The sequence below is a fragment of the Pseudomonas sp. GD04091 genome, from assembly GCF_029836165.1.
In the GTDB taxonomy this organism is placed as follows: domain Bacteria; phylum Pseudomonadota; class Gammaproteobacteria; order Pseudomonadales; family Pseudomonadaceae; genus Aquipseudomonas.
Window position 1 is genome coordinate 362044 of the sequence record NZ_JAOEBG010000002.1, and the last position, 21272, is coordinate 383315.

The 21272-nt window shown below is 59.9% G+C and carries 23 protein-coding genes and 3 pseudogenes; 11 read left to right on the plus strand and 15 right to left on the minus strand.

Features of this window, described 5'->3' with window-relative positions; all coding sequences use genetic code 11:
* The first annotated feature begins 145 nt into the window (after positions 1-145).
* On the plus strand, positions 146-2038 hold the full coding sequence (gene mobH / locus N7422_RS04710; protein WP_279805444.1) for a MobH family relaxase: 1893 nt from the start codon (positions 146-148) through the stop codon (positions 2036-2038).
* A 50-nt stretch (positions 2039-2088) separates the two neighbouring features.
* On the opposite strand, the gene N7422_RS04715 is transcribed toward mobH, so the two are convergent.
* The 14 genes and pseudogenes from N7422_RS04715 to aac(6')-Il form a co-directional block, all read right to left on the minus strand.
* Positions 2089-2769, minus strand: a complete 681-nt coding sequence (locus N7422_RS04715; protein WP_023912702.1) for a hypothetical protein — start codon at positions 2767-2769, stop codon at positions 2089-2091.
* Positions 2770-2791: 22 nt separating this feature from the next.
* Positions 2792-3463, minus strand: a complete 672-nt coding sequence (locus tag N7422_RS04720; protein WP_155684841.1) for a HupE/UreJ family protein — start codon at positions 3461-3463, stop codon at positions 2792-2794.
* Positions 3464-3526: 63 nt separating this feature from the next.
* The gene (locus N7422_RS04725) at positions 3527-3862 is read right to left on the minus strand and encodes a molecular chaperone DnaK (RefSeq protein WP_011518936.1); all 336 of its coding nucleotides are present in this window, start codon (positions 3860-3862) and stop codon (positions 3527-3529) included.
* Positions 3863-3878: 16 nt separating this feature from the next.
* Entirely contained in the window at positions 3879-4742 is an 864-nt protein-coding gene (locus N7422_RS04730; protein WP_011518937.1) for a universal stress protein, read from the minus strand.
* Between the two features lie 14 nt (positions 4743-4756).
* Positions 4757-5443, minus strand: a pseudogene (locus N7422_RS04735) (STAS domain-containing protein); the annotation flags it as partial.
* Positions 5444-5499: 56 nt separating this feature from the next.
* Positions 5500-6264, minus strand: a complete 765-nt coding sequence (locus tag N7422_RS04740; protein ID WP_001389365.1) for an IS6-like element IS6100 family transposase — start codon at positions 6262-6264, stop codon at positions 5500-5502.
* 506 nt (positions 6265-6770) lie between these two features.
* Positions 6771-7271, minus strand: a complete 501-nt coding sequence (locus tag N7422_RS04750) for a GNAT family N-acetyltransferase (RefSeq protein WP_000376623.1) — start codon at positions 7269-7271, stop codon at positions 6771-6773.
* A gap of 127 nt (positions 7272-7398) precedes the next feature.
* On the minus strand, positions 7399-8238 hold the full coding sequence (sul1, locus tag N7422_RS04755) for a sulfonamide-resistant dihydropteroate synthase Sul1 (protein ID WP_000259031.1): 840 nt from the start codon (positions 8236-8238) through the stop codon (positions 7399-7401).
* Positions 8232-8579: a quaternary ammonium compound efflux SMR transporter QacE delta 1 gene (locus N7422_RS04760; protein ID WP_000679427.1), complete on the minus strand. Its 348-nt coding sequence runs from the start codon at positions 8577-8579 to the stop codon at positions 8232-8234. The genes sul1 and N7422_RS04760 overlap by 7 nt, the downstream gene beginning before the upstream one ends.
* Positions 8580-8714: 135 nt before the next feature.
* Entirely contained in the window at positions 8715-9542 is an 828-nt protein-coding gene (locus tag N7422_RS04765; RefSeq protein ID WP_014386432.1) for an OXA-2 family oxacillin-hydrolyzing class D beta-lactamase OXA-21, read from the minus strand.
* Between the two features lie 108 nt (positions 9543-9650).
* A pseudogene (gene cml / locus N7422_RS04770) lies at positions 9651-10905 on the minus strand (CmlA/FloR family chloramphenicol efflux MFS transporter); the annotation flags it as partial.
* Between the two features lie 266 nt (positions 10906-11171).
* Positions 11172-11726 (minus strand): aminoglycoside N-acetyltransferase AAC(6')-Ib4, encoded by a 555-nt coding sequence (locus tag N7422_RS04775; protein ID WP_003159191.1) that lies wholly within the window; start codon positions 11724-11726, stop codon positions 11172-11174.
* A gap of 328 nt (positions 11727-12054) precedes the next feature.
* Positions 12055-12918 (minus strand): extended-spectrum class A beta-lactamase GES-13, encoded by an 864-nt coding sequence (locus N7422_RS04780; protein WP_063860501.1) that lies wholly within the window; start codon positions 12916-12918, stop codon positions 12055-12057.
* Between the two features lie 165 nt (positions 12919-13083).
* On the minus strand, positions 13084-13542 hold the full coding sequence (gene aac(6')-Il / locus N7422_RS04785; RefSeq protein ID WP_013263788.1) for an aminoglycoside N-acetyltransferase AAC(6')-Il: 459 nt from the start codon (positions 13540-13542) through the stop codon (positions 13084-13086).
* A 146-nt stretch (positions 13543-13688) separates the two neighbouring features.
* On the opposite strand from aac(6')-Il, the gene intI1 reads away from it, so the two are divergent.
* Positions 13689-14702 carry a class 1 integron integrase IntI1 gene (intI1, locus tag N7422_RS04790; protein ID WP_000845039.1) on the plus strand — a complete coding sequence of 338 codons (1014 nt, stop codon included), beginning with the start codon at positions 13689-13691 and terminating at the stop codon, positions 14700-14702.
* A gap of 290 nt (positions 14703-14992) precedes the next feature.
* Positions 14993-15844: a recombinase family protein gene (locus tag N7422_RS04795; protein WP_010792468.1), complete on the plus strand. Its 852-nt coding sequence runs from the start codon at positions 14993-14995 to the stop codon at positions 15842-15844.
* A gap of 27 nt (positions 15845-15871) precedes the next feature.
* On the opposite strand, the gene N7422_RS04800 is transcribed toward N7422_RS04795, so the two are convergent.
* Positions 15872-16306, minus strand: coding sequence for a mercury resistance transcriptional regulator MerR (locus N7422_RS04800; protein ID WP_000414383.1), 435 nt, complete (start codon positions 16304-16306; stop codon positions 15872-15874).
* A 71-nt stretch (positions 16307-16377) separates the two neighbouring features.
* Between N7422_RS04800 and N7422_RS04805 the strand changes: the two genes are divergently transcribed.
* From N7422_RS04805 to N7422_RS04840, 8 genes and pseudogenes are all read left to right on the plus strand, one after another.
* Positions 16378-16728 (plus strand): mercuric transport protein MerT, encoded by a 351-nt coding sequence (locus N7422_RS04805; RefSeq protein WP_001294666.1) that lies wholly within the window; start codon positions 16378-16380, stop codon positions 16726-16728.
* Between the two features lie 15 nt (positions 16729-16743).
* Entirely contained in the window at positions 16744-17019 is a 276-nt protein-coding gene (merP, locus tag N7422_RS04810; protein ID WP_000732290.1) for a mercury resistance system periplasmic binding protein MerP, read from the plus strand.
* 71 nt (positions 17020-17090) lie between these two features.
* Positions 17091-18776, plus strand: a complete 1686-nt coding sequence (gene merA / locus N7422_RS04815; RefSeq protein ID WP_126107561.1) for a mercury(II) reductase — start codon at positions 17091-17093, stop codon at positions 18774-18776.
* A gap of 17 nt (positions 18777-18793) precedes the next feature.
* A complete protein-coding gene (gene merD / locus N7422_RS04820; protein WP_003090698.1) occupies positions 18794-19159 on the plus strand; it encodes a mercury resistance co-regulator MerD in 366 nt (121 codons plus the stop codon).
* Positions 19156-19392: a broad-spectrum mercury transporter MerE gene (gene merE / locus N7422_RS04825; protein ID WP_003090697.1), complete on the plus strand. Its 237-nt coding sequence runs from the start codon at positions 19156-19158 to the stop codon at positions 19390-19392. Before merD ends, merE begins: the two co-directional genes overlap by 4 nt.
* Positions 19389-20378, plus strand: a complete 990-nt coding sequence (locus N7422_RS04830) for a DUF3330 domain-containing protein (protein ID WP_010792470.1) — start codon at positions 19389-19391, stop codon at positions 20376-20378. The genes merE and N7422_RS04830 overlap by 4 nt, the downstream gene beginning before the upstream one ends.
* A 130-nt stretch (positions 20379-20508) precedes the next feature.
* Complete coding sequence (locus N7422_RS04835) at positions 20509-21069, plus strand: recombinase family protein (protein ID WP_003124096.1); 561 nt, start codon at positions 20509-20511, stop codon at positions 21067-21069.
* A gap of 2 nt (positions 21070-21071) precedes the next feature.
* Positions 21072-21182 (plus strand): annotated as a pseudogene (locus N7422_RS04840) (DUF4158 domain-containing protein); the annotation flags it as partial.
* Positions 21183-21272: the final 90 nt, after the last annotated feature.

The window sequence follows — 21272 nt, forward strand, 5'->3', positions numbered from 1 at the left end:
CGCTGGAGTCCCGCCCCGCGCCCCGCTATACCGAAACGGTTAAAGGCCAAAGGGTCGAAATGGCAAGGGAATGGGGTGCAAGGGGAAAGGCCCTACCCGAAAAGGCCAAAAGGCCTCCCGATCGGCCCGTCACCAGGACATCTACATGCTCTCCCTGTTCCAGCGAAAACGGCCCGCGGTCGCTGTCGCACCGACGCCACCACCCGTCACCGCCCTCCCGAAAGGGCTGCTGCGTCCTGAGTCGGCCGCATCGCTGCTGGCCACCCCACGCCGGCAGAAGCTGCTGGAGCACATCTGGCAGCGTACCTCGCTCTCGCGTAGGCAATTCGCCACCCTGTATCGCACGCCCCTGGAGCGCTATGCCGAACTGGTCCAGGCCTTCCCGGCCTCCGAGGCGCATCACCATGCCTACCCGGGCGGCATGCTCGACCACGGCCTGGAGATCGTCGCCTACAGCCTGAAACTGCGGCAGTCCCATCTGCTGCCCATCGGTGCCAGTCCCGAAGACCAGGCGGCGCAGTCCGAAGCCTGGACCGCCGCCGTTGCCTATGCTGCGCTGCTCCACGATATTGGCAAGATCGCCGTCGATCTACACGTCGAACTGGCCGACGGCAGTACTTGGCATCCGTGGCATGGCCCGCTGCACCAGGCGTACCGATTTCGCTACCGTGACGACCGCGAATACCGCCTGCACAGCGCCGCAACAGGCTTGCTCTACCGCCAACTGCTCGACCGAGACGTCCTGGACTGGCTCAGCGGCTATCCGTCCCTGTGGGCGTCGCTGCTCTACGTCCTGGCCGGGCAGTACGAGCATGCCGGCATGCTGGGCGAGCTGGTCGTGCAGGCCGATCGGGCTTCGGTGGCCCAGGAGCTGGGCGGCGATCCCGCGCGCGCCATGGCCGCGCCCAAGCATGCGCTCCAGCGCAAGCTGCTCGATGGACTGCGCTACCTGCTCAAGGAAGAGCTGAAGCTGAACCAGCCCGAGGCCTCCGATGGCTGGCTCACCAATGACGCGCTATGGCTGGTGAGCAAGACGGTCTCCGACAAGCTGCGCGCGCACCTCCTGTCCCAGGGCATCGACGGCATCCCTGCGAACAACACCGCCGTCTTCAACGTGCTGCAGGACCATGCCATGTTGCAGCCCACCCCCTCCGGCAAGGCCATCTGGCGCGCAACCGTCACCAGCGAAAGCGGCTGGTCCCATGCCTTCACGCTCCTGCGCTTGGCCCCGGCGCTGATCTGGGAGCCCTCGGAACGACCCAGCCCATTTGCCGGAACCGTGACCGTGGAAAATACCGGCGAGGCCGAGGATGGAGCGCACACGTCCGCGCCTGGCGCTGCGCCACTGCCGGGCACAGCGTCGGCAGAGGAGAGGGAATCTGCGGCCAGCCCCGCTCCAGCTACGTCGAAAGGAACCCGCGCCATGCCTCCCAGCCCGGACAATCAGCCCGACCCGCTGGAAAGCATGCTTTCGATGTTCGGGGCATCGCCTGGGCCGGAGCAGTCCGTCGATGCCCAGCCAGAGGAACCCGACGACGCAGCGGCGCCGCTCGATCCCCCCGCATCGGCCCCAGGCCCTTCGGAGCCAGCCGCGCACGATTCCGCCCCATGCGCCAGGCGGCCTTCAGGCGAGCATTTCATGGCCTGGCTGAAACAGGCCGTCCAGACCCGCAAGCTCATCATCAATGACGCCAAGGCCCTCGTGCATACCGTGTCCGACACGACTTATTTAGTGAGTCCCGGCGTTTTCCAGCGCTATGCACAAGAGCATCCACAAGTTGCGTTTCAGGCCAAGCTGGATGGCCTGGCAAACTGGCAGTGGATTCAAAAGCGCTTCGAGAAGATGCAGATCCACCGCAAGCAGGCCAATGGATTGAACATCTGGACTTGCGAGGTCAAGGGGCCTCGCAAGTCCAAACGGCTCCATGGCTACCTGCTCGCTGACCCTGGCACGCTGTTTCAGGAGCTACCGCCGAACAACCCATTTCTGAGCCTTGTCAGCGAGTCTCCTACACGGGGCAACGCCTCCACGGACTAGCCGCGATACCCACCTTCCTCGCATGCGCAATGGATGCATGTCCTAGGCCATCAAGGACGCTGAATGTCGATGTAGTCTCCATCGGTTCGCAGCACCAGGGCCACCTCAGCATTGCCGCGATTGCGCCAGAACCAGCCGTGATTGCCGGTGAAAGCAGCCACAAGCGTTCCCTTGTCGGAAGGAACACCCCTTCCTTTTTCGTAGCTGATTGAACGTCCCCCGCCGTCGCCATGCGTATCGAAGTTCACCGCACCAGCCCCCTCGACGGCCCAGGCGAAATTGGCCTCGGCGCCTTCCTTCATGCGCAGTTTGATTTCAATCCCTTGGCCGGGTGCCAGCGTGAAGCGCGTCTCGTCACGCCAGCGCGGCTGAGGCTCCGCTGCTGCAGGAGCCGGAGAGCTGGCGGATGCAGCCTTTGTGGAGCTTTCCTCCGGGACGTTCGCGGGTCGGGATTGTTGCCCCATTTCAGCCACGCTGGGCGCTCCGGCCATAGCCTTCTTGGCATCGGCTTCCGCGTCACTAGCGGCCTCGGCGGCTAACTGGTTCTTGATCTCTCCCATCTCGGTCAAACGCAGGACGCGGCCAACGCCGGTCGGATCAATGCCGTACTCAGCGGGCAAAACCACCGTTATCAATATCACCGCAGCGGAGACGGCGGCAATGATGGTGGAGCGGAAAAGTTGCTTGGAGGATGGCAATTCTGCCGGGGAAGGAACAGCAGTGTTGTACATGAGTAGATTCTCTCTCTTGGATTCAGGAAACGAAGAAGCCGGTGAGCTGGTAGCCGACGAGCATGAAGCCCAGGCTCATCATGATCACGTTGGCGCTATAGGCATGGCGGAGAAAGCTGGCGCCGCGGCGCCAGTAGCTCATGGCGATCAAGATGACAGCCAACGCCAGCAGTTGGCCAATTTCCACGCCCACATTGAAGGCCAGCAAATTGGGCACTAAGCCGTCCGGCGAGACCTCGTATTCCTGAATCTTTGAGGCAAGGCCAAATCCATGGAATAGCCCGAAGATCAGCGTAGCTGCCTTGGTATTAGGCTGAAAACCGAACCAGCGCTGGTATGCCCCGATGTTGTCGAGCGCCTTGTAAACCACTGAAAGCCCAATGATTGCGTCAATGAGATAGCTGTTGATCCCGATGTTGAAGTAAACACCCAGGATCATTGTGGTCGAGTGCCCCAGCGCGAACAGGCTTACATAAAGACCGATGTGCTTGAGTCGGTAGAGGAAGAAAATGACGCCAAAGAGGAACAGGATATGGTCGTATCCCGTCATCATGTGCTTGGCACCGAGATAGAGAAAAGGCAAGAGGTTCACCCCTGAAATCTCTTGGATGTACCCCTTGTCGCCCTCGGTCACGGCGTGGGCGAATGCGTTGCCCACTCCGAAAATTGAAAGAGCAAGAAGGGGTCGCCTCAGAAAACGGAAAATAAAGCACGTTAAGGCAAAACGGCTCCGCCGTTGGGCATCAATACGGCTTTGTCATTGACGCGCTGTCGCGCATTCCTGGCAGAACACAACAGCAGGATCGGCGTTCAACAGTTCCGGCTCCAAATCACTGTGACAGGCGCAGCACAGCCCATAGGTGCCAGAGTCGAGGCGGGCCAGCGCAGCTTCGACCTTGCGCTTGCGAATGGTCAGCCGCTCCCGCAATCCTTGGGCAAGAGCCTGTTGTTGGAGGGCGTCGATACGCGACACCCTACCGACACAGGATTGATCCAGCTCGACCGGCGCGGCGGACTGTTGAGCCTGCTGGATTGCCTCAACGGTTTCCCTTTGCTCGATCAGCAGTCGAGCGCGGAACTGTTCCATGTCCATTGAGGCGACTCCTTCGCTATCGCAGTAGAAGCGTGGGGATGGTCGAGGAACGCAGCAGGTCAGCGGTCTTGCTGCCGAACATCAAAGTGCGCAGCGGCGAGTGACCGAATGCGCCCATGATGAGCATGTCGATGGACTGCTCCTTGACCGTCTTGGCGATGATGCTTTCCGCATCGCCGGGGATCAGTGAGGCGGTGACGTCGAAGCCAGCCGATTCCAAGGTGGTCTTGGCCCAATCAAGCTGCTTGGGTGCATCCTGGCTTTTCTTCCCCGACATCAGCAGGATGATAGGCAAACCTCGGAACAGCGGGCTGCCAGCGACCATTTCGACGCCACGCCGGGTCACGACACCGCCGTCGAAGGCGATCATCACGCGCTGCGGCTCTTTGAAGCCTTCGGTCACGGTCAGGATCGGTTTGTGCAGCGAACGTACCACCCGCTCCACATTGCGGCCCAAGTCGCGCTGTGTGGCTTCTGCGGCTTCGCCACGGCGTCCGAGTATCAGCAGGCGCACGCCGTCTTCCTGTTCGGCCAGCGTTGCTTCAAGTTCGCCGTGCCGCTGGCGAACATCGACCAGCGCGGCACCGGCAGCGGTGGCCCGTTCGCGCAGTCGGTTCAGGAAGATGCGGCCTTGCTCGCGAGCATTCTTGGTGCGGGCCTCGTCTTCGGCGGTGAGCTTGGTCAGCAGATTTTCCTGGGCGTCAATGCCGATGGCACCGCTGTGATCTTCGCCCGATCCCTGCTCGGGGTGGCGGTCGATGACGTGCAGAAACTCCAGCGGCGCGTCCATTCGGCGAGCGGCCCATGCGGCGTAGTCGGCCACGTAATCGGCGAAGTGGGATTGATCCACGCAGGCCAGCACTTTGTTTTCGTTCTTCATGATCCTGTTTCCTCTCAGTGGCCCATCAGCATGTCTTCGGCACCGTCTTTGTCATGCACGGCGAACTTGTCCACCATTGTGGCGCTGGCCTCGTTCAAGCCGATGACTTCGACCTCGGTGGCTTCACGGCGGAACTTGATGACCACCTTGTCTAAGGCGCTAACAGCGGTGATGTCCCAGAAGTGGGCGCGACTTACGTCAATGCGCACTTTCTCGATGACTTCCTTGTAGTCGAAGGTATTGATGAAGCGATCCGCCGAGGCAAAGAACACTTGGCCGGTAATGGTGTAGGTGCGCACGCGGCCTTCGTCCTCGGTGCGAGAGGTGACGCGCAGAATCTGGCCCACCTTGTGGGCGAAGAAGAAGCCCGACAGCAGCACTCCGATTAGCACGCCCTTGGCCAAGTCGTGGGTGCCAACCGTCACTACCACGGTGGCCAGCATCACCATGCTGGAACTTTTTGGGTGCTCGCGCAGATTGCGGATCGAGGCCCAGTTGAAGGTGCCGATAGACACCATGATCATCACCGCGACCAGTGCGGCCATCGGAATGCGGGCCACCCAGTCACCGATAAACACCACCATCAGCAGCAGAAACACGCCAGCGGCCAGCGTGGAGAGTCGGCCACGACCGCCGGATTTTACGTTGATGACCGACTGGCCAATCATGGCGCAACCTGCCATGCCGCCGAGGAAGCCGGTAGGGCTCTGTTGCAAAGATTGGCGGCAGTCAGAGGTAGGCTGTCGCTCTGCGCCGATCAGGCGGCTGCTGCGAAATGGTGGTTGAGCATGCCCATGGCCTCCGTCAGCGCCGAGGGCCCAATGCCAAAAGCTCTCTCCACAAGGCGCACCTCGCCCCTGATGCCGGGCTGCAGGCACCAGGGGCGAGCCTGTCCTTTGCGCAGGGCTCGCATGACTTCGAATCCCTTGATCGTGGCATAGGCCGTGGGGATCGATTTGAAACCGCGCACCGGCTTGATCAGTATCTTGAGCTTTCCGTGATCGGCCTCGATCACGTTATTGAGATACTTCACCTGCCGGTGGGCCGTCTCCCGGTCCAGCTTTCCTTCGCGCTTCAATTCGGTGATCGCTGCACCATAGCTCGGCGCTTTGTCGGTATTGAGCGTGGCAGGCTTTTCCCAGTGCTTCAGGCCTCGCAGGGCCTTGCCCAGGAACCGCTTCGCTGCCTTGGCGCTGCGGGTCGGCGACAGGTAGAAATCGATCGTGTCGCCCCGCTTGTCGACTGCCCGGTACAGGTAGGTCCACTTGCCCCGCACCTTGACGTAGGTTTCATCCAGGCGCCAGCTCGGATCAAAGCCACGCCGCCAGAACCAGCGCAGCCGCTTCTCCATCTCCGGGGCGTAGCACTGGACCCAGCGATAGATCGTCGTATGGTCGACCGAAATGCCGCGTTCCGCCAGCATTTCCTCAAGGTCGCGATAGCTGATCGGATAGCGACAATACCAGCGCACCGCCCACAGGATCACATCACCCTGGAAATGGCGCCACTTGAAATCCGTCATCGTTCCGTCCGTCCAATCTCCGCCAAGCATGCTCAAGCTTCACGATTTTTGCAACAGAGCCCACACGAGTATTGAGCATAGTCGAGATTGGTGCAGATCACTTCTGATATTGAACTGTCAGGAGCTGGCTGCACAACAGCCATTACGCCCAATCAACTGGTGCAGTCGTCTTCTGAAAATGACATTTGGTATCTCTCATAAACGGATGTTTTTGAGAGAACTATCTTCGGCCTTCACACGCACGAAAGGCGGCGAAGCTCCGCCGTTAATCCGTCCGCCGGAGATCTCGCCCAGGCAGGCTGAAGGCCGAGCAAGCCTGACAGGCCCGAAAAGCCCGGCACGGGCGTCGGCGGCGATGACGGCGGCGGCATTATCCAGGGTTGATGATGGAAGTGGAGGATATCGACAACCTCTCGCGCAACCAAGACATCGCGGTCGGACTGCAAGTGATCTTGAAGCCACGGGCCCGTCCCACCCCGACATGGACCTCGATGCCCGAACGGACGTTAGATTTCGAGTTCTAGGCGTTCTGCGATGAAGGTTGGATCCCAGCCGGGATTGAAAGTGTCGACGTGGGTGAATCCGAGCCGCTCGTATAGGCCACGCAGGTTCGGGTGGCAGTCGAGCCGCAGCTTGGCGCACCCCTGCGTTCGCGCGGCATGGCGGCAAGCCTCGATCAGCGCGGAGCTGACACCCCGGCCCGCATGTGTCCGTCGCACCGCGAGCTTGTGCAGATATGCGGCCTCCCCCTTGAGGGCGTCGGGCCAGAACTCGGGATCCTCGGCCGACAAGGTGCAACAGCCGACGATGCCGTCGCTGCAACTCGCGACTAGGAGCTCGGATCTCAGGACGAAGGTCTCCGCGAATGTCCGGTCGATCCGCGCGACGTCCCAGGCGGGCGTTCCCTTGGCGGACATCCACGCCGCAGCGTCGTGCATCAGCCGCACAACCTCGTCGATATCACCCGAGCAGGCGACCCGAACGTTCGGAGGCTCCTCGCTGTCCATTCGCTCCCCTGGCGCGGTATGAACCGCCGCCTCATAGTGCAGTTTGATCCTGACGAGCCCAGCATGTCTGCGCCCACCTTCGCGGAACCTGACCAGGGTCCGCTAGCGGGCGGCCGGAAGGTGAATGCTAGGCATGATCTAACCCTCGGTCTCTGGCGTCGCGACTGCGAAATTTCGCGAGGGTTTCCGAGAAGGTGATTGCGCTTCGCAGATCTCCAGGCGCGTGGGTGCGGACGTAGTCAGCGCCATTGCCGATCGCGTGAAGTTCCGCCGCAAGGCTCGCTGGACCCAGATCCTTTACAGGAAGGCCAACGGTGGCGCCCAAGAAGGATTTCCGCGACACCGAGACCAATAGCGGAAGCCCCAACGCCGACTTCAGCTTTTGAAGGTTCGACAGCACGTGCAGCGATGTTTCCGGTGCGGGGCTCAAGAAAAATCCCATCCCCGGATCGAGGATGAGCCGGTCGGCAGCGACCCCGCTCCGTCGCAAGGCGGAAACCCGCGCCTCGAAGAACCGCACAATCTCGTCGAGCGCGTCTTCGGGTCGAAGGTGACCGGTGCGGGTGGCGATGCCATCCCGCTGCGCTGAGTGCATAACCACCAGCCTGCAGTCCGCCTCAGCAATATCGGGATAGAGCGCAGGGTCAGGAAATCCTTGGATATCGTTCAGGTAGCCCACGCCGCGCTTGAGCGCATAGCGCTGGGTTTCCGGTTGGAAGCTGTCGATTGAAACACGGTGCATCTGATCGGACAGGGCGTCTAAGAGCGGCGCAATACGTCTGATCTCATCGGCCGGCGATACAGGCCTCGCGTCCGGATGGCTGGCGGCCGGTCCGACATCCACGACGTCTGATCCGACTCGCAGCATTTCGATCGCCGCGGTGACAGCGCCGGCGGGGTCTAGCCGCCGGCTCTCATCGAAGAAGGAGTCCTCGGTGAGATTCAGAATGCCGAACACCGTCACCATGGCGTCGGCCTCCGCAGCGACTTCCACGATGGGGATCGGGCGAGCAAAAAGGCAGCAATTATGAGCCCCATACCTACAAAGCCCCACGCATCAAGCTTTTGCCCATGAAGCAACCAGGCAATGGCTGTAATTATGACGACGCCGAGTCCCGACCAGACTGCATAAGCAACACCGACAGGGATGGATTTCAGAACCAGAGAAAGAAAATAAAATGCGATGCCATAACCGATTATGACAACGGCGGAAGGGGCAAGCTTAGTAAAGCCCTCGCTAGATTTTAATGCGGATGTTGCGATTACTTCGCCAACTATTGCGATAACAAGAAAAAGCCAGCCTTTCATGATATATCTCCCAATTTGTGTAGGGCTTATTATGCACGCTTAAAAATAATAAAAGCAGACTTGACCTGATAGTTTGGCTGTGAGCAATTATGTGCTTAGTGCATCTAACGTAGAAGTAACCGGCGCTGCGCGGCTTTATCGCGCTGCGTCCGAGTTGACTGCCGGGTTGGGCGGCAACGCTTCGATAGAGCGAAGGATTGCCCGCACTATTGCCTCCCTTTTGAAAAGGTCATCCATCCTGTTTGGCGTATCAATATTCAGTGCGAAGAATACGGGGCCAGTCGGCCACTCAACCCATCCTACCCACCAACCCATGCGGCCTTCCCAGCCCGTCTTTGCGCGCAGTATCCAGTTGCGACCGGCTTCCACAATCATGAGGTCCTTGACCAAGCGCTGATGTTCTACCCGAAAGGGCAACTCGTTATGATAGAGCTTCCTGAGAAATGCAATCTGTTCTTGTGCCGCGATAGCAAGATTGCCATCTATCCAGTAATCGCCATTACTTGTCGAAGGATCGGCGTTGCCATAGTCGATTTGCTTCAAATAGCGTCGAGCCTTGTCTTCACCGATCTCTTTTGCAAATAGCTCATAAATCCAGACAGTAGAATTCCGCATTGCTGATCGCAAGTCTTGGTCTTGGTTGTGAGCTGCAAAGCTTCTTTTGATGCCGTCCCATCGGAAAACTTGAAACTCATCACGTGCAGCGCCTGCGTCAAGTGCAAAAAGTGTATGTGGAATCTTGAATGTCGAGGCCGGCGAGTAGCGTTTCTCTGACCGCACCTGATCAAAAACCAATATGACACGATCTGTTTGGCGTTCGTCTGCCACAACTATCGTGCCTTTGGCTTGAAATTCGCTGAAAAACTTCCGCCAGTCAGAACGTTCGCGCATGCCTTCTTGTGCATGCGCGAACGTGCCAAAAACAAAAGTGGAGAAAAGTATTGCGAAGATTCGGATTGCCATTAAGTTTTCCTTGACGCCCAACGCTTGAGCTCAGCCGACCGAAACCGCGTAGCGGTTTTGGGTCGGCTGCAGCGATTTGTTGGGCGACAACTTGCCATATTCCCAGTGATCGGGATTTGGTGTGTTTTCCGCACTATGTGCGTGCAACCGCATCATACTCCCCGTGACCGCGAAGGTCTCTCGCTCGGGAAACACACGACAGTCCAAGCACGATTGTTGCAAGAACCAAACAATACGCGATAACTGGCCAGGCCGTGTCGCGCGGCAACAGCGAAATGATGAGCGTTCCAACACTCCCCAGCAGCAGCCCCCCCAAGCAGAAGTAGACTGCCGTAACGGCTCCTGCAATATGGTCGAACCCTCGAAGCGCACCATTGGGTGCAACGGATACCGCTGTCGCGACGCCGACGCCCACTAGCCACATTGGGGCAATAAAGCCCAACACGGACTGCGGAATCCATAGCTCGGTGATGACAAGCAAGACTGCGCCTGCTATCAGGCAGCCCATCCCCATTCGCAAGGCACTCAGGCTGCCCCACTTGGCGATTACGCGCCCCATGAAGCGGGCCGCAAGCATCATCGCAATTGCCACTGTTGCGAACAACAGACTGAAGCCAAACTGGGACATGCCTTGCCTACCCATCATCAATCCGGGCGCTATGGAGAAGAAGACGAAGAAGCTGCCCATTCCTGCGGCATAACACACTGTGTACAACCAGAAGTTAAGGTGCTTGATGGGAAGCAGAAGTTGTGACCATTGCAAAGCTGCTGGTCGCTGCACCCGGGTCTCAGGCCAGAGCCGCCACGCTGCTGTCAATGCAGCGATCATTCCCAATCCCAAGAACGCAAAGATCGCCCGCCACCCGAACCAGGTGTCTATGACCGCTCCCAGCAATGGGCCTATCGCCGGAACCATAGCAAGCATAGAGCCAAGCAAGCCGTAGATGACGTTACTTTCCTTGCGACCTGCGTAGATATCACGCACTGTTGCAAATGTGGCAACAAGGCATGCCGAGGCACCACAAGCTTGGAGAATCCGAAAACCCAGAAATACTCCAGCCGATGACGTGACGACGAGGCCGATTGAGGCCGCAACGTAGGCGGCACCGCCCGCCAGTAGCACGGGACGACGTCCCAGCCGGTCCGACAGTGGCCCAAACAAAAGCTGACCGGCCCCTATCATGACCAAATACGTTGTCAGCGTAAGCTGAATTGTGCCCGCTGTCGTACCAAGAGCATGTGGCATGAAAGGCACCGCTGGCAAGTACATGTCCATGCCGAGTGATGCCAGTAAATCGAAAGGTGATAACAACAACACAGTGACGGCAAGGGAATACCGCCAATTACAGTTCTTTGAGCGCACGAAACCATCTCCTTGAACGAAGGATTTGGCGGCGCTCCCGTAGAGCAAAAGGGTTCATGAGAACGCCGCAACAACCGAAAAATGAAGGTTGCTGCGGCTTACTTGTCTGCTTTCTTGGAAGTGCTCATTTGCTGACTATCTCATGGCTGAATTTGAATCGTAACAATTCTCAAGCAATTCCGCGAAGAATCTTTTTGTTCGCCCAACGTTTGACATGAGGGGCGGCCAAGGGCGCCAGCCCTTGGACGTCCCCCTCGATGGAAGGGTTAGGCATCACTGCGTGTTCGCTCGAATGCCTGGCGTGTTTGAACCATGTACACGGCTGGACCATCTGGGGTGGTTACGGTACCTTGCCTCTCAAACCCCGCTTTCTCGTAGCATCGGATCGCTCGCAAGTTGCTCGGCGACGGGTCCGTTTGGATCTTGGTGACCTCGGGATCATTGAACAGCAACTCAACCAGAGCTCGAACCAGCTTGGTTCCCAAGCCTTTGCCCAGTTGTGATGCATTCGCCAGTGACTGGTCTATTCCGCGTACTCCTGGATCGGTTTCTTCTTCCCACCATCCGTCCCCGCTTCCAAGAGCAACGTACGACTGGGCATACCCAATCGGCTCTCCATTCAGCATTGCAATGTATGGAGTGACGGACTCTTGCGCTAAAACGCTTGGCAAGTACTGTTCCTGTACGTCAGCAAGTGTCGGGCGTGCTTCTTCTCCGCCCCACCACTCGACGATATGAGATCGATTTAGCCACTCATAGAGCATCGCAAGGTCATGCTCAGTCATGAGGCGCAGTGTGACGGAATCGTTGCTGTTGGTCACGATGCTGTACTTTGTGATGCCTAACTGGAAATAGACCAACCTGCTTTCGCAAGGGATGTTGGCCTAAAAGTTTGTAACCGCGCAGTCGGGGTGGTGCAAGTGCTTGATGTGCAAGGCATTTGTTCTCCCGTGATGCTGTTGTGGTGGTGTGTTAGGCAGCCTAAACGATGTTGGCGCGGGGAGGGTGGTGGCATGCCCCGGAATGAGTGGCCTAACGCCTGAGTTAAGCCGCGGTGCGCAGTGGCAAGCGGCGTGCGAAGCTTAGCGTAGCACGCAAGCGCCGCCACGAAGCAACGTCGGCTTGAACGAATTGTTAGACGGGCGTCAACTATTTGTCCGTGCTCAGGATGAGTTGTGTAATAACTTGACCGACAGAGGCAACTAATTCGTCACGTTCTACGGCCGATAGTTTCGGGGCCGTTGTATACACCGCTACAGCGTAATCTCTCTCCTGGGCTTTAAAAAAACCAATGTCGTTCCGGCCCCCGTTGGCGCAGGTACCAGTTTTCTCTCCAACAACCCAATCTTTAGGAAAACCCGCTCGTAGTGTCGCGTCTCCCGTTTGGTTTCCGATCAGCCACCTCTCAATGGTGTGGGTCGAGGTGGACGTCAGTGCGCCGCCATAGAGGACTTTAGCCACAGTACGTGCCATAGCAATAGGCGTAGTTGTATCTCTGAGGTCGCCAGGTGTGTTGTCGTTCATCTCCGGCTCTTTCCGGTCTAGCCGACTCACAGAGTCGCCAATTTTACGAAAATACTGCGTCATTGCAGCAGGTCCGCCAATTTCTCTCAGTAAGAGGTTAGTAGCCCCATTGTCGCTAAGCTGCACCGCAGCTTGCGCTGCCTCGAGAACCGTCATGTGTCCCGATGCTAGAAACCGCTCCGTGGCAGGAGACCATTTGACGATCATGTCCGGCCCATATGAAAGTTTTCGATCCCCCCGCTCGGTGCCTGAGTCAATTCTTTCAAAGACCAGCGCGGCTAGCGGAAACTTGAACGTTGAGCACATTGCAAAACGCTGCGCCATTCGGTGGCCCGCGACGATCTCTCCTTGGGGATCGACGATCGCAACACCGATCTGAGCTGCTTTTTCGCGCTCTAGCTTCTCAAGATCGGTCTTGAAGGTTAATTTTTCCGACGCATATGCAGAGTGAGCGATCCCTGCCAGTAATAGTGCGTGAATGAAGCGCATGGTGATCCCTTGAGATGGAAATTATCTTTGTACGCCCGTCTAACGCCTGAGTTAAGCCGACTTGCGTAGTGGAGCCAAAGCCATGGCAAGCTCATTCTGCCATGGCTTTGGTGTAACGAAGCAAGTTCGGCTTGAACGAATTGTTAGGCACCAACGCGGCGCCCCTCACAACGGTTTCCGGAAGCAGCGTACTTGAGCAACCTCCGTGAATCCAGCCGCCAGGTGCGCCGAGGTGCTTGCGCTGTTGGTAAGTTGAGTGTCGGAGGCGAATTCGGTGCATCCGCGACCACGAGCCCAATGCTCGGCGGCTTTTACCAGAGCTACACCTACGCCCTGACGCCGCGCACTTGGCACAACGTACCAACCCTCCAAGAACGCAACGTTGCCGGAGTAGCACTCCTCCGCATACGGGCGGATCGAAAGCTCGGCAAACCCTAGTGCTTCTCCGTCGGGTGCTACAGCAATGAGGACAGCAGCAGGCCGGGCGACTTTTCCGGACAGAAATTCTGCGATCTCTGACTGGTGCTCTTGACATGTGCCATCTGGCCACAGCTCACAGCGCATGCTTAGCCAACTGGCCGAATCGGTAGTTTCAACAGGCCTGACGAGCGGCGAACTATCCATTGGTGCCTAACTTTGTTTTAGGGCGACTGCCCTGCTGCGTAACATCGTTGCTGCTCCATAACATCAAACATCGACCCACGGCGTAACGCGCTTGCTGCTTGGATGCCCGAGGCATAGACTGTACAAAAAAACAGTCATAACAAGCCATGAAAACCGCCACTGCGCCGTTACCACCGCTGCGTTCGGTCAAGGTTCTGGACCAGTTGCGTGAGCGCATACGCTACTTGCATTACAGCTTACCAACCGAACAGGCTTATGTCCACTGGGTTCGTGCCTTCATCCGTTTCCACGGTGTGCGTCACCCGGCAACCTTGGGCAGCAGCGAAGTCGAGGCATTTCTGTCCTGGCTGGCGAACGAGCGCAAGGTTTCGGTCTCCACGCATCGTCAGGCATTGGCGGCCTTGCTGTTCTTCTACGGCAAGGTGCTGTGCACGGATCTGCCCTGGCTTCAGGAGATCGGAAGACCTCGGCCGTCGCGGCGCTTGCCGGTGGTGCTGACCCCGGATGAAGTGGTTCGCATCCTCGGTTTTCTGGAAGGCGAGCATCGTTTGTTCGCCCAGCTTCTGTATGGAACGGGCATGCGGATCAGTGAGGGTTTGCAACTGCGGGTCAAGGATCTGGATTTCGATCACGGCACGATCATCGTGCGGGAGGGCAAGGGCTCCAAGGATCGGGCCTTGATGTTACCCGAGAGCTTGGCACCCAGCCTGCGCGAGCAGCTGTCGCGTGCACGGGCATGGTGGCTGAAGGACCAGGCCGAGGGCCGCAGCGGCGTTGCGCTTCCCGACGCCCTTGAGCGGAAGTATCCGCGCGCCGGGCATTCCTGGCCGTGGTTCTGGGTTTTTGCGCAGCACACGCATTCGACCGATCCACGGAGCGGTGTCGTGCGTCGCCATCACATGTATGACCAGACCTTTCAGCGCGCCTTCAAACGTGCCGTAGAACAAGCAGGCATCACGAAGCCCGCCACACCGCACACCCTCCGCCACTCGTTCGCGACGGCCTTGCTCCGCAGCGGTTACGACATTCGAACCGTGCAGGATCTGCTCGGCCATTCCGACGTCTCTACGACGATGATTTACACGCATGTGCTGAAAGTTGGCGGTGCCGGAGTGCGCTCACCGCTTGATGCGCTGCCGCCCCTCACTAGTGAGAGGTAGGGCAGCGCAAGTCAATCCTGGCGGATTCACTACCCCTGCGCGAAGGCCATCGGTGCCGCATCGAACGGCCGGTTGCGGAAAGTCCTCCCTGCGTCCGCTGATGGCCGGCAGCAGCCCGTCGTTGCCTGATGGATCCAACCCCTCCGCTGCTATAGTGCAGTCGGCTTCTGACGTTCAGTGCAGCCGTCTTCTGAAAACGACACCACCCTGCCCTTTCCCTGGCGTTTTTTGTCGCGTGTTTTAGTTGCATGAAATAGAATACTTGCGACTAGAACCGGAGACATTACGCCATGAAAGACAAGAGCGCCGCCGCTGGCCTGCTGCTGGGATATGCCCGCGTCAGCACCGACGACCAGGACTTGACCAACCAACGCGCCGAGCTGCACGCCGCAGGCTGCACGCGCATCTTTGCCGAGAAGATCACCGGCACCAGGCGCGACAGGCCCGAGCTGGCCCGCGTGCTCGATCACTTGCGCCCTGGCGATGTTGTGACTGTGACCAGGCTTGACCGCCTGGCCCGCAGCACCCGCGACCTGCTGGACATTGCCGAGCGTATCCAGGCGGTCGGCGCGGGTTTGCGCAGCCTGGCCGAGCCGTGGGCCGACACCACCACCCCGGCCGGCCGCATGGTTCTGACCGTGTTTGCCGGCATCGCCGAGTTCGAGCGTTCCCTAATCATCGACCGCACCAGGAACGGCCGGGAAGCGGCCAAGGCCCGAGGCGTGAAGTTCGGCCCGCGCCCTACCCTCACCCCGGCGCAGATCGAGCACGCCCGCGAGCTGATCGACCGTGACGGCCGGACGGTGAAGGAAGCGGCCGAGCTGCTGGCCGTGCATCGTTCGACCCTTTACCGGGCGCTGGCGCGTGGCGAGGAAGTGACAAAGACCGAGGCCCGCCGACGTGGTGCGTTCGCCGAGGACGCATTGAGCGAAGCCGACGCCCTGGCGGCCGTCGATGATGAACGCCAGGAAGAAGGCCCCGCGTTCCTCGATGGCGACGGCCCGGCCGCCGACCTGCCGCCGCCGCCGTATCGAACGCAGAGCCTGCCGCAAATCCTGGCGGCCCTCCCCGATGACGAGCTGGCGAGCTGGCCCGGTGAGCTGGCCGACCAGGAGGGGGTCGTCTCAGAAAACGGAAAATAAAGCACGCTAAGGCGTAACTACCCTCGGCTACACCGCGTCGGCACCACGCGGCTCTTTCTCCCCTTGCAGCGAAGCAATCAGCGGGCAAGAAACGTTCCCTTGCCGCGCATGGCAGGCGAACACAAGTTCGGATAGCACGGTTTCCATGCGCGCCAGGTCGGTCATTTTTTCGCGCACGTCCTGAAGCTTGTGCTCGGCCAGGCTGCTGGCTTCCTCGCAGTGGGTGCCGTCATCCAGCCTCAGCAGCTCTGCGATCTCGTCGAGGCTGAATCCGAGCCGCTGGGCTGATTTCACGAAGCGCACCCGCGTCACATCCGCCTCGCCATAGCGGCGGATGCTGCCATAGGGCTTGTCCGGCTCCGGCAACAAGCCCTTGCGCTGATAGAACCGGATTGTTTCCACGTTGACCCCGGCCGCCTTGGCGAAAACGCCAATAGTCAGATTCTCCAAATTTTTTTCCATATCGCTTGACTCCGTACATTGGTACGGAAGTAAGCTTAAGCTATCCAATCCAGATTTGAAAGGACAAGCGTATGTCTGAACCTCAAAACGGGCGCGGGGCGCTCTTCACTGGCGGGCTAGCCGCCATCCTCGCCTCGGCTTGCTGCCTGGGGCCGCTGGTTCTGATCGCCCTGGGGTTCAGCGGCGCTTGGATCGGCAACTTGACGGTGTTGGAACCTTATCGCCCGATCTTCATCGGCGCGGCGTTGGTGGCGCTGTTTTTCGCCTGGCGGCGCATCTACCGACCGGCGCAAGCCTGCAAACCAGGGGATGTGTGTGCGATTCCCCAAGTGCGCGCTACTTACAAGCTCATTTTCTGGGTCGTGGCCGCGCTGGTTCTGGTCGCGCTCGGATTTCCCTACGTCATGCCATTTTTCTATTAATCACAGGAGTTCATCATGAAAAAACTGTTTGCCTCTCTCGCCATCGCTGCCGTTGTTGCCCCCGTGTGGGCCGCCACCCAGACCGTCACGCTGTCCGTACCGGGCATGACCTGCTCCGCTTGTCCGATCACCGTCAAGAAGGCGATTTCCAAGGTCGAAGGCGTCAGCAAAGTTAACGTGACCTTCGAGACACGCGAAGCGGTTGTCACCTTCGATGATGCCAAGACCAGCGTGCAGAAGCTGACCAAGGCCACCGAAGACGCAGGCTATCCGTCCAGCGTCAAGAAGTGAGGCACTGAAAACGGCAGCGCAGCACATCTGACGCCCTTGTCTGCTACCACAAACGAAAAAGGATCTGTCGCATGACCCATCTAAAAATCACCGGCATGACCTGCGACTCGTGCGCGGCGCACGTCAAGGAAGCGCTGGAAAAAGTACCCGGCGTCCAATCTGCCATAGTGTCCTATGCCAAGGGCGCGGCCCAGCTCGCCCTTGATCCAGGCACAGCGCCGGACGCACTGACCGCCGCCGTGGCTGGCCTGGGCTACAAAGCGATGCTCGCCGATGCCCCGCCGACCGACAACCGCACTGGGCTGTTCGACAAGGTGCGCGGCTGGATGGGTGCCGCCGACAAGGGCAGCGGCGGCGAGCGCCCGTTGCAAGTCGCCGTGATCGGCAGCGGTGGAGCCGCGATGGCGGCAGCACTGAAGGCCGTCGAGCAAGGCGCGCAGGTCACGCTGATTGAGCGCGGCACCATCGGCGGCACCTGCGTCAAGGTCGGTTGTGTGCCGTCCAAGATCATGATCCGCGCCGCCCACATCGCCCATCTGCGCCGGGAAAGCCCATTCGACGGCGGCATGCCACCCACACCGCCGACGATCTTGCGCGAGCGGCTGCTGGCCCAGCAGCAGGCCCGTGTCGAAGAACTCCGTCATGCCAAGTACGAAGGCATCCTGGACGGCAATTCAGCCATCACCGTTCTGCACGGTGAAGCGCGTTTCAAGGACGACCAGAGCCTTATCGTTAGTTTGAACGAGGGTGGTGAGCGCGTCGTGATGTTCGACCGCTGCCTGGTCGCCACGGGTGCCAGTCCGGCCATGCCGCCGATTCCGGGCCTGAAAGAGTCACCCTACTGGACTTCGACCGAGGCCTTGGTCAGCGACACCATTCCCGAACGCCTGGCCGTCATCGGCTCGTCGGTGGTGGCGCTGGAACTGGCGCAAGCCTTCGCCCGGCTGGGTAGCCAGGTCACGATCCTTGCGCGCAGCACGCTGTTCTTCCGCGAAGACCCTGCCATCGGCGAGGCCGTCACAGCCGCCTTCCGTGCCGAAGGAATCAAGGTACTGGAACATACGCAAGCCAGCCAAGTCGCCCATGTGGACGGCGAATTCGTGCTGACCACTGGACAGGGCGAAGTGCGCGCCGACAAGCTGCTGGTCGCCACCGGCCGGACACCGAACACGCGCAGCCTGGCATTGGAAGCGGCGGGGGTAGCCGTCAATGCGCAGGGGGCCATCGTCATCGACAAGGGCATGCGCACCAGTAGCCCGAACATCTACGCGGCCGGCGACTGCACCGACCAGCCGCAGTTCGTCTATGTGGCGGCAGCGGCCGGCACTCGTGCGGCCATTAACATGACCGGCGGCGACGCCGCCATCAATCTGACCGCGATGCCGGCCGTGGTGTTCACCGACCCGCAAGTGGCGACCGTGGGCTACAGCGAGGCGGAAGCGCACCACGATGGCATCGAAACCGACAGCCGCACGCTGACGCTCGACAACGTGCCGCGTGCGCTCGCCAACTTCGATACCCGCGGCTTCATCAAGCTGGTCATCGAGGAAGGCAGCGGACGGCTGATTGGCGTACAGGTGGTGGCCCCGGAAGCGGGCGAACTGATCCAGACGGCTGTTCTCGCCATTCGCAACCGCATGACGGTGCAGGAACTAGCCGACCAGTTGTTCCCCTACCTAACGATGGTCGAGGGCTTGAAGCTCGCGGCGCAGACCTTCAGCAAGGACGTGAAGCAACTGTCCTGCTGCGCCGGATAAGGAAAAGGAGGTGTTCGATGAACGCCTACACAGTGTCCCGACTGGCCCTTGAGGCCGGGGTGAGCGTGCATATCGTGCGCGACTACCTGCTGCGCGGATTGCTGCGGCCAGTCGCCTGCACCACGGGCGGCTACGGCTTGTTCGATGACGCCGCCTTGCAGCGGCTGTGCTTTGTGCGGGCCGCTTTTGAGGCGGGCATCGGCCTGGACGCATTGGCGCGGTTGTGCCGGGCGCTGGATGCGGCGGACTGCGATGAAACAGCCGCACAGCTTGCCGTGCTGAGTCAGTTCGTCGAACGCCGACGCGAAGCGTTGGCCGATCTGGAAGTGCAGTTGGCCGCGATGCCGACCGCGCCGGCCCAGCAAGCGGAGAGTCTGCCATGAACAGCCCCGAGCGCTTGCCGACCGAGACACACAAGCCGTTCACCGGCTACCTGTGGGGTGCGCTGGCGGTGCTCACCTGTCCCTGTCATTTGCCGATTCTCGCCATTGTGCTGGCCGGCACGACGGCCGGCGCGTTCATCGGCGAGCACTGGGGTATTGCAGCCCTCACGCTGACCGGCTTGTTTGTCCTGTCTGTGACGCGGCTGCTGCGGGCCTTCAGAGGTCGATCATGAGCGCTTCCCAGCCAATTGAATGGACAGTGGCGCAACTGGCGCAGGCGGTCGAGCGCGGGCAGCTTGAGCTGCACTACCAGCCGATTGTCGATTTGCGCAGTGAGCAGATTGTCGGCGCGGAAGCCCTGTTGCGCTGGCGTCATCCGACGCTCGGACTGTTGCCGCCGGGCCAGTTCCTGCCCGTGATCGAATCGTCCGGCCTGATGCCGGAAATCGGCGCATGGGTGCTGGGCGCAGCCTGCCGTCAAATGCGCGACTGGCGGGTGCTGGCATGGCAACCGTTCCGGCTGGCCGTCAATGTTGCGGCGAGCCAAGTGGGGCCAGATTTCGACAAGTGGGTAAAGGGCGTGCTGGCCGATGCCGGGTTGCCCGCCGCGTATCTTGAAATTGAGCTGACCGAATCGGTTGCGTTCGGTGATCCGGCGATCTTCCCCGCCCTGGAAGCTTTGCGACAGATCGGTGTGCGCTTCGCCGCCGACGACTTCGGCACCGGCTATTCCTGCCTGCAACACCTGAAATGCTGCCCCATCAGCACGCTCAAGATCGACCAATCGTTTGTCGCCGGACTCGCCAACGACCACCGCGACCAGACCATCGTGCGCACCGTGATTCAGCTTGCGCATGGGCTTGGCATGGAAGTAGTGGCCGAAGGCGTGGAAACATCGGCGAGTCTTGATTTGTTGCGACAAGCGGACTGCGACACAGGACAAGGCTTCCTGTTCGCCAAGCCGATGCCGGCGGCGGCATTCGCCGTCTTCGTCAGTCAATGGAGGGGTGCCACCATGAATGCAAATGATCCGACTGCCACCAGTTGCTGCGTGTGCTGCAAGGAAATCCCGCTCGATGCCGCCTTCACCCCGGAAGGCGCGGAATACGTCGAGCACTTCTGCGGGCTGGAGTGCTATCAGCGCTTCCAGGCGCGCGCCAAGACCGGGAGCGAAACCGATGCCGATCCGAACGCCTGCGACTCATCACTGTCAGACTGAGGCATACCCTAACTTGGCGTCAGACCATCCGGCGCTAAATCGTCAGAATAGAGTTGCCTTCCGAATTGATTGACATACGCCGTCAAGGGTCATAGATTTCTTCCTGACACATTTCCCTCAGGAGGATACCTTGCACGGTCAGCGCATCGGTTACGTCCGCGTCAGCAGCTTCGACCAGAACCCAGAACGGCAGCTCGAACAGATCCAGGTGGATAAAGTGTTCACCGACAAGGCGTCGGGCAAGGACACACGGCGGCCCGAACTGGAACGGCTGCTCGCCTTCGTGCGCGAAGGCGACACGGTCGTGGTGCACAGCATGGATCGTCTGGCGCGCAACCTCGACGACCTGCGCCGCCTGGTGCAGGGCCTCACCCAGCGCGGCGTACGCATCGAGTTCCTTAAGGAGCATTTGACCTTCACCGGCGAGGACTCGCCGATGGCGAACCTGATGCTGTCGGTAATGGGCGCGTTCGCCGAGTTCGAACGCGCCTTGATCCGCGAGCGGCAGCGCGAGGGCATCGCGCTCGCCAAGCAGCGCGGGGCCTACCGTGGCAGGAAGAAATCCCTGTCGTCTGAGCGTATTGCCGAACTGCGCCAACGTGTCGAGGCTGGCGAGCAAAAGACCAAGCTGGCTCGTGAATTCGGAATCAGTCGCGAAACCCTGTATCAATACTTGAGAACGGATCAGTAAATATGCCACGTCGTTCAATCCTGTCCGCCGCCGAGCGCGAAAGCCTGCTGGCGTTGCCGGACACCAAGGATGAGTTGATCCGTCACTACACGTTCAGCGAAACCGACCTCTCGGGGTCGTTTGCGGGAAGGGGCGGAATCCTACGCTAAGGCTTTGGCCAGCGATATTCTCCGGTGAGATTGATGTGTTCCCAGGGGATAGGA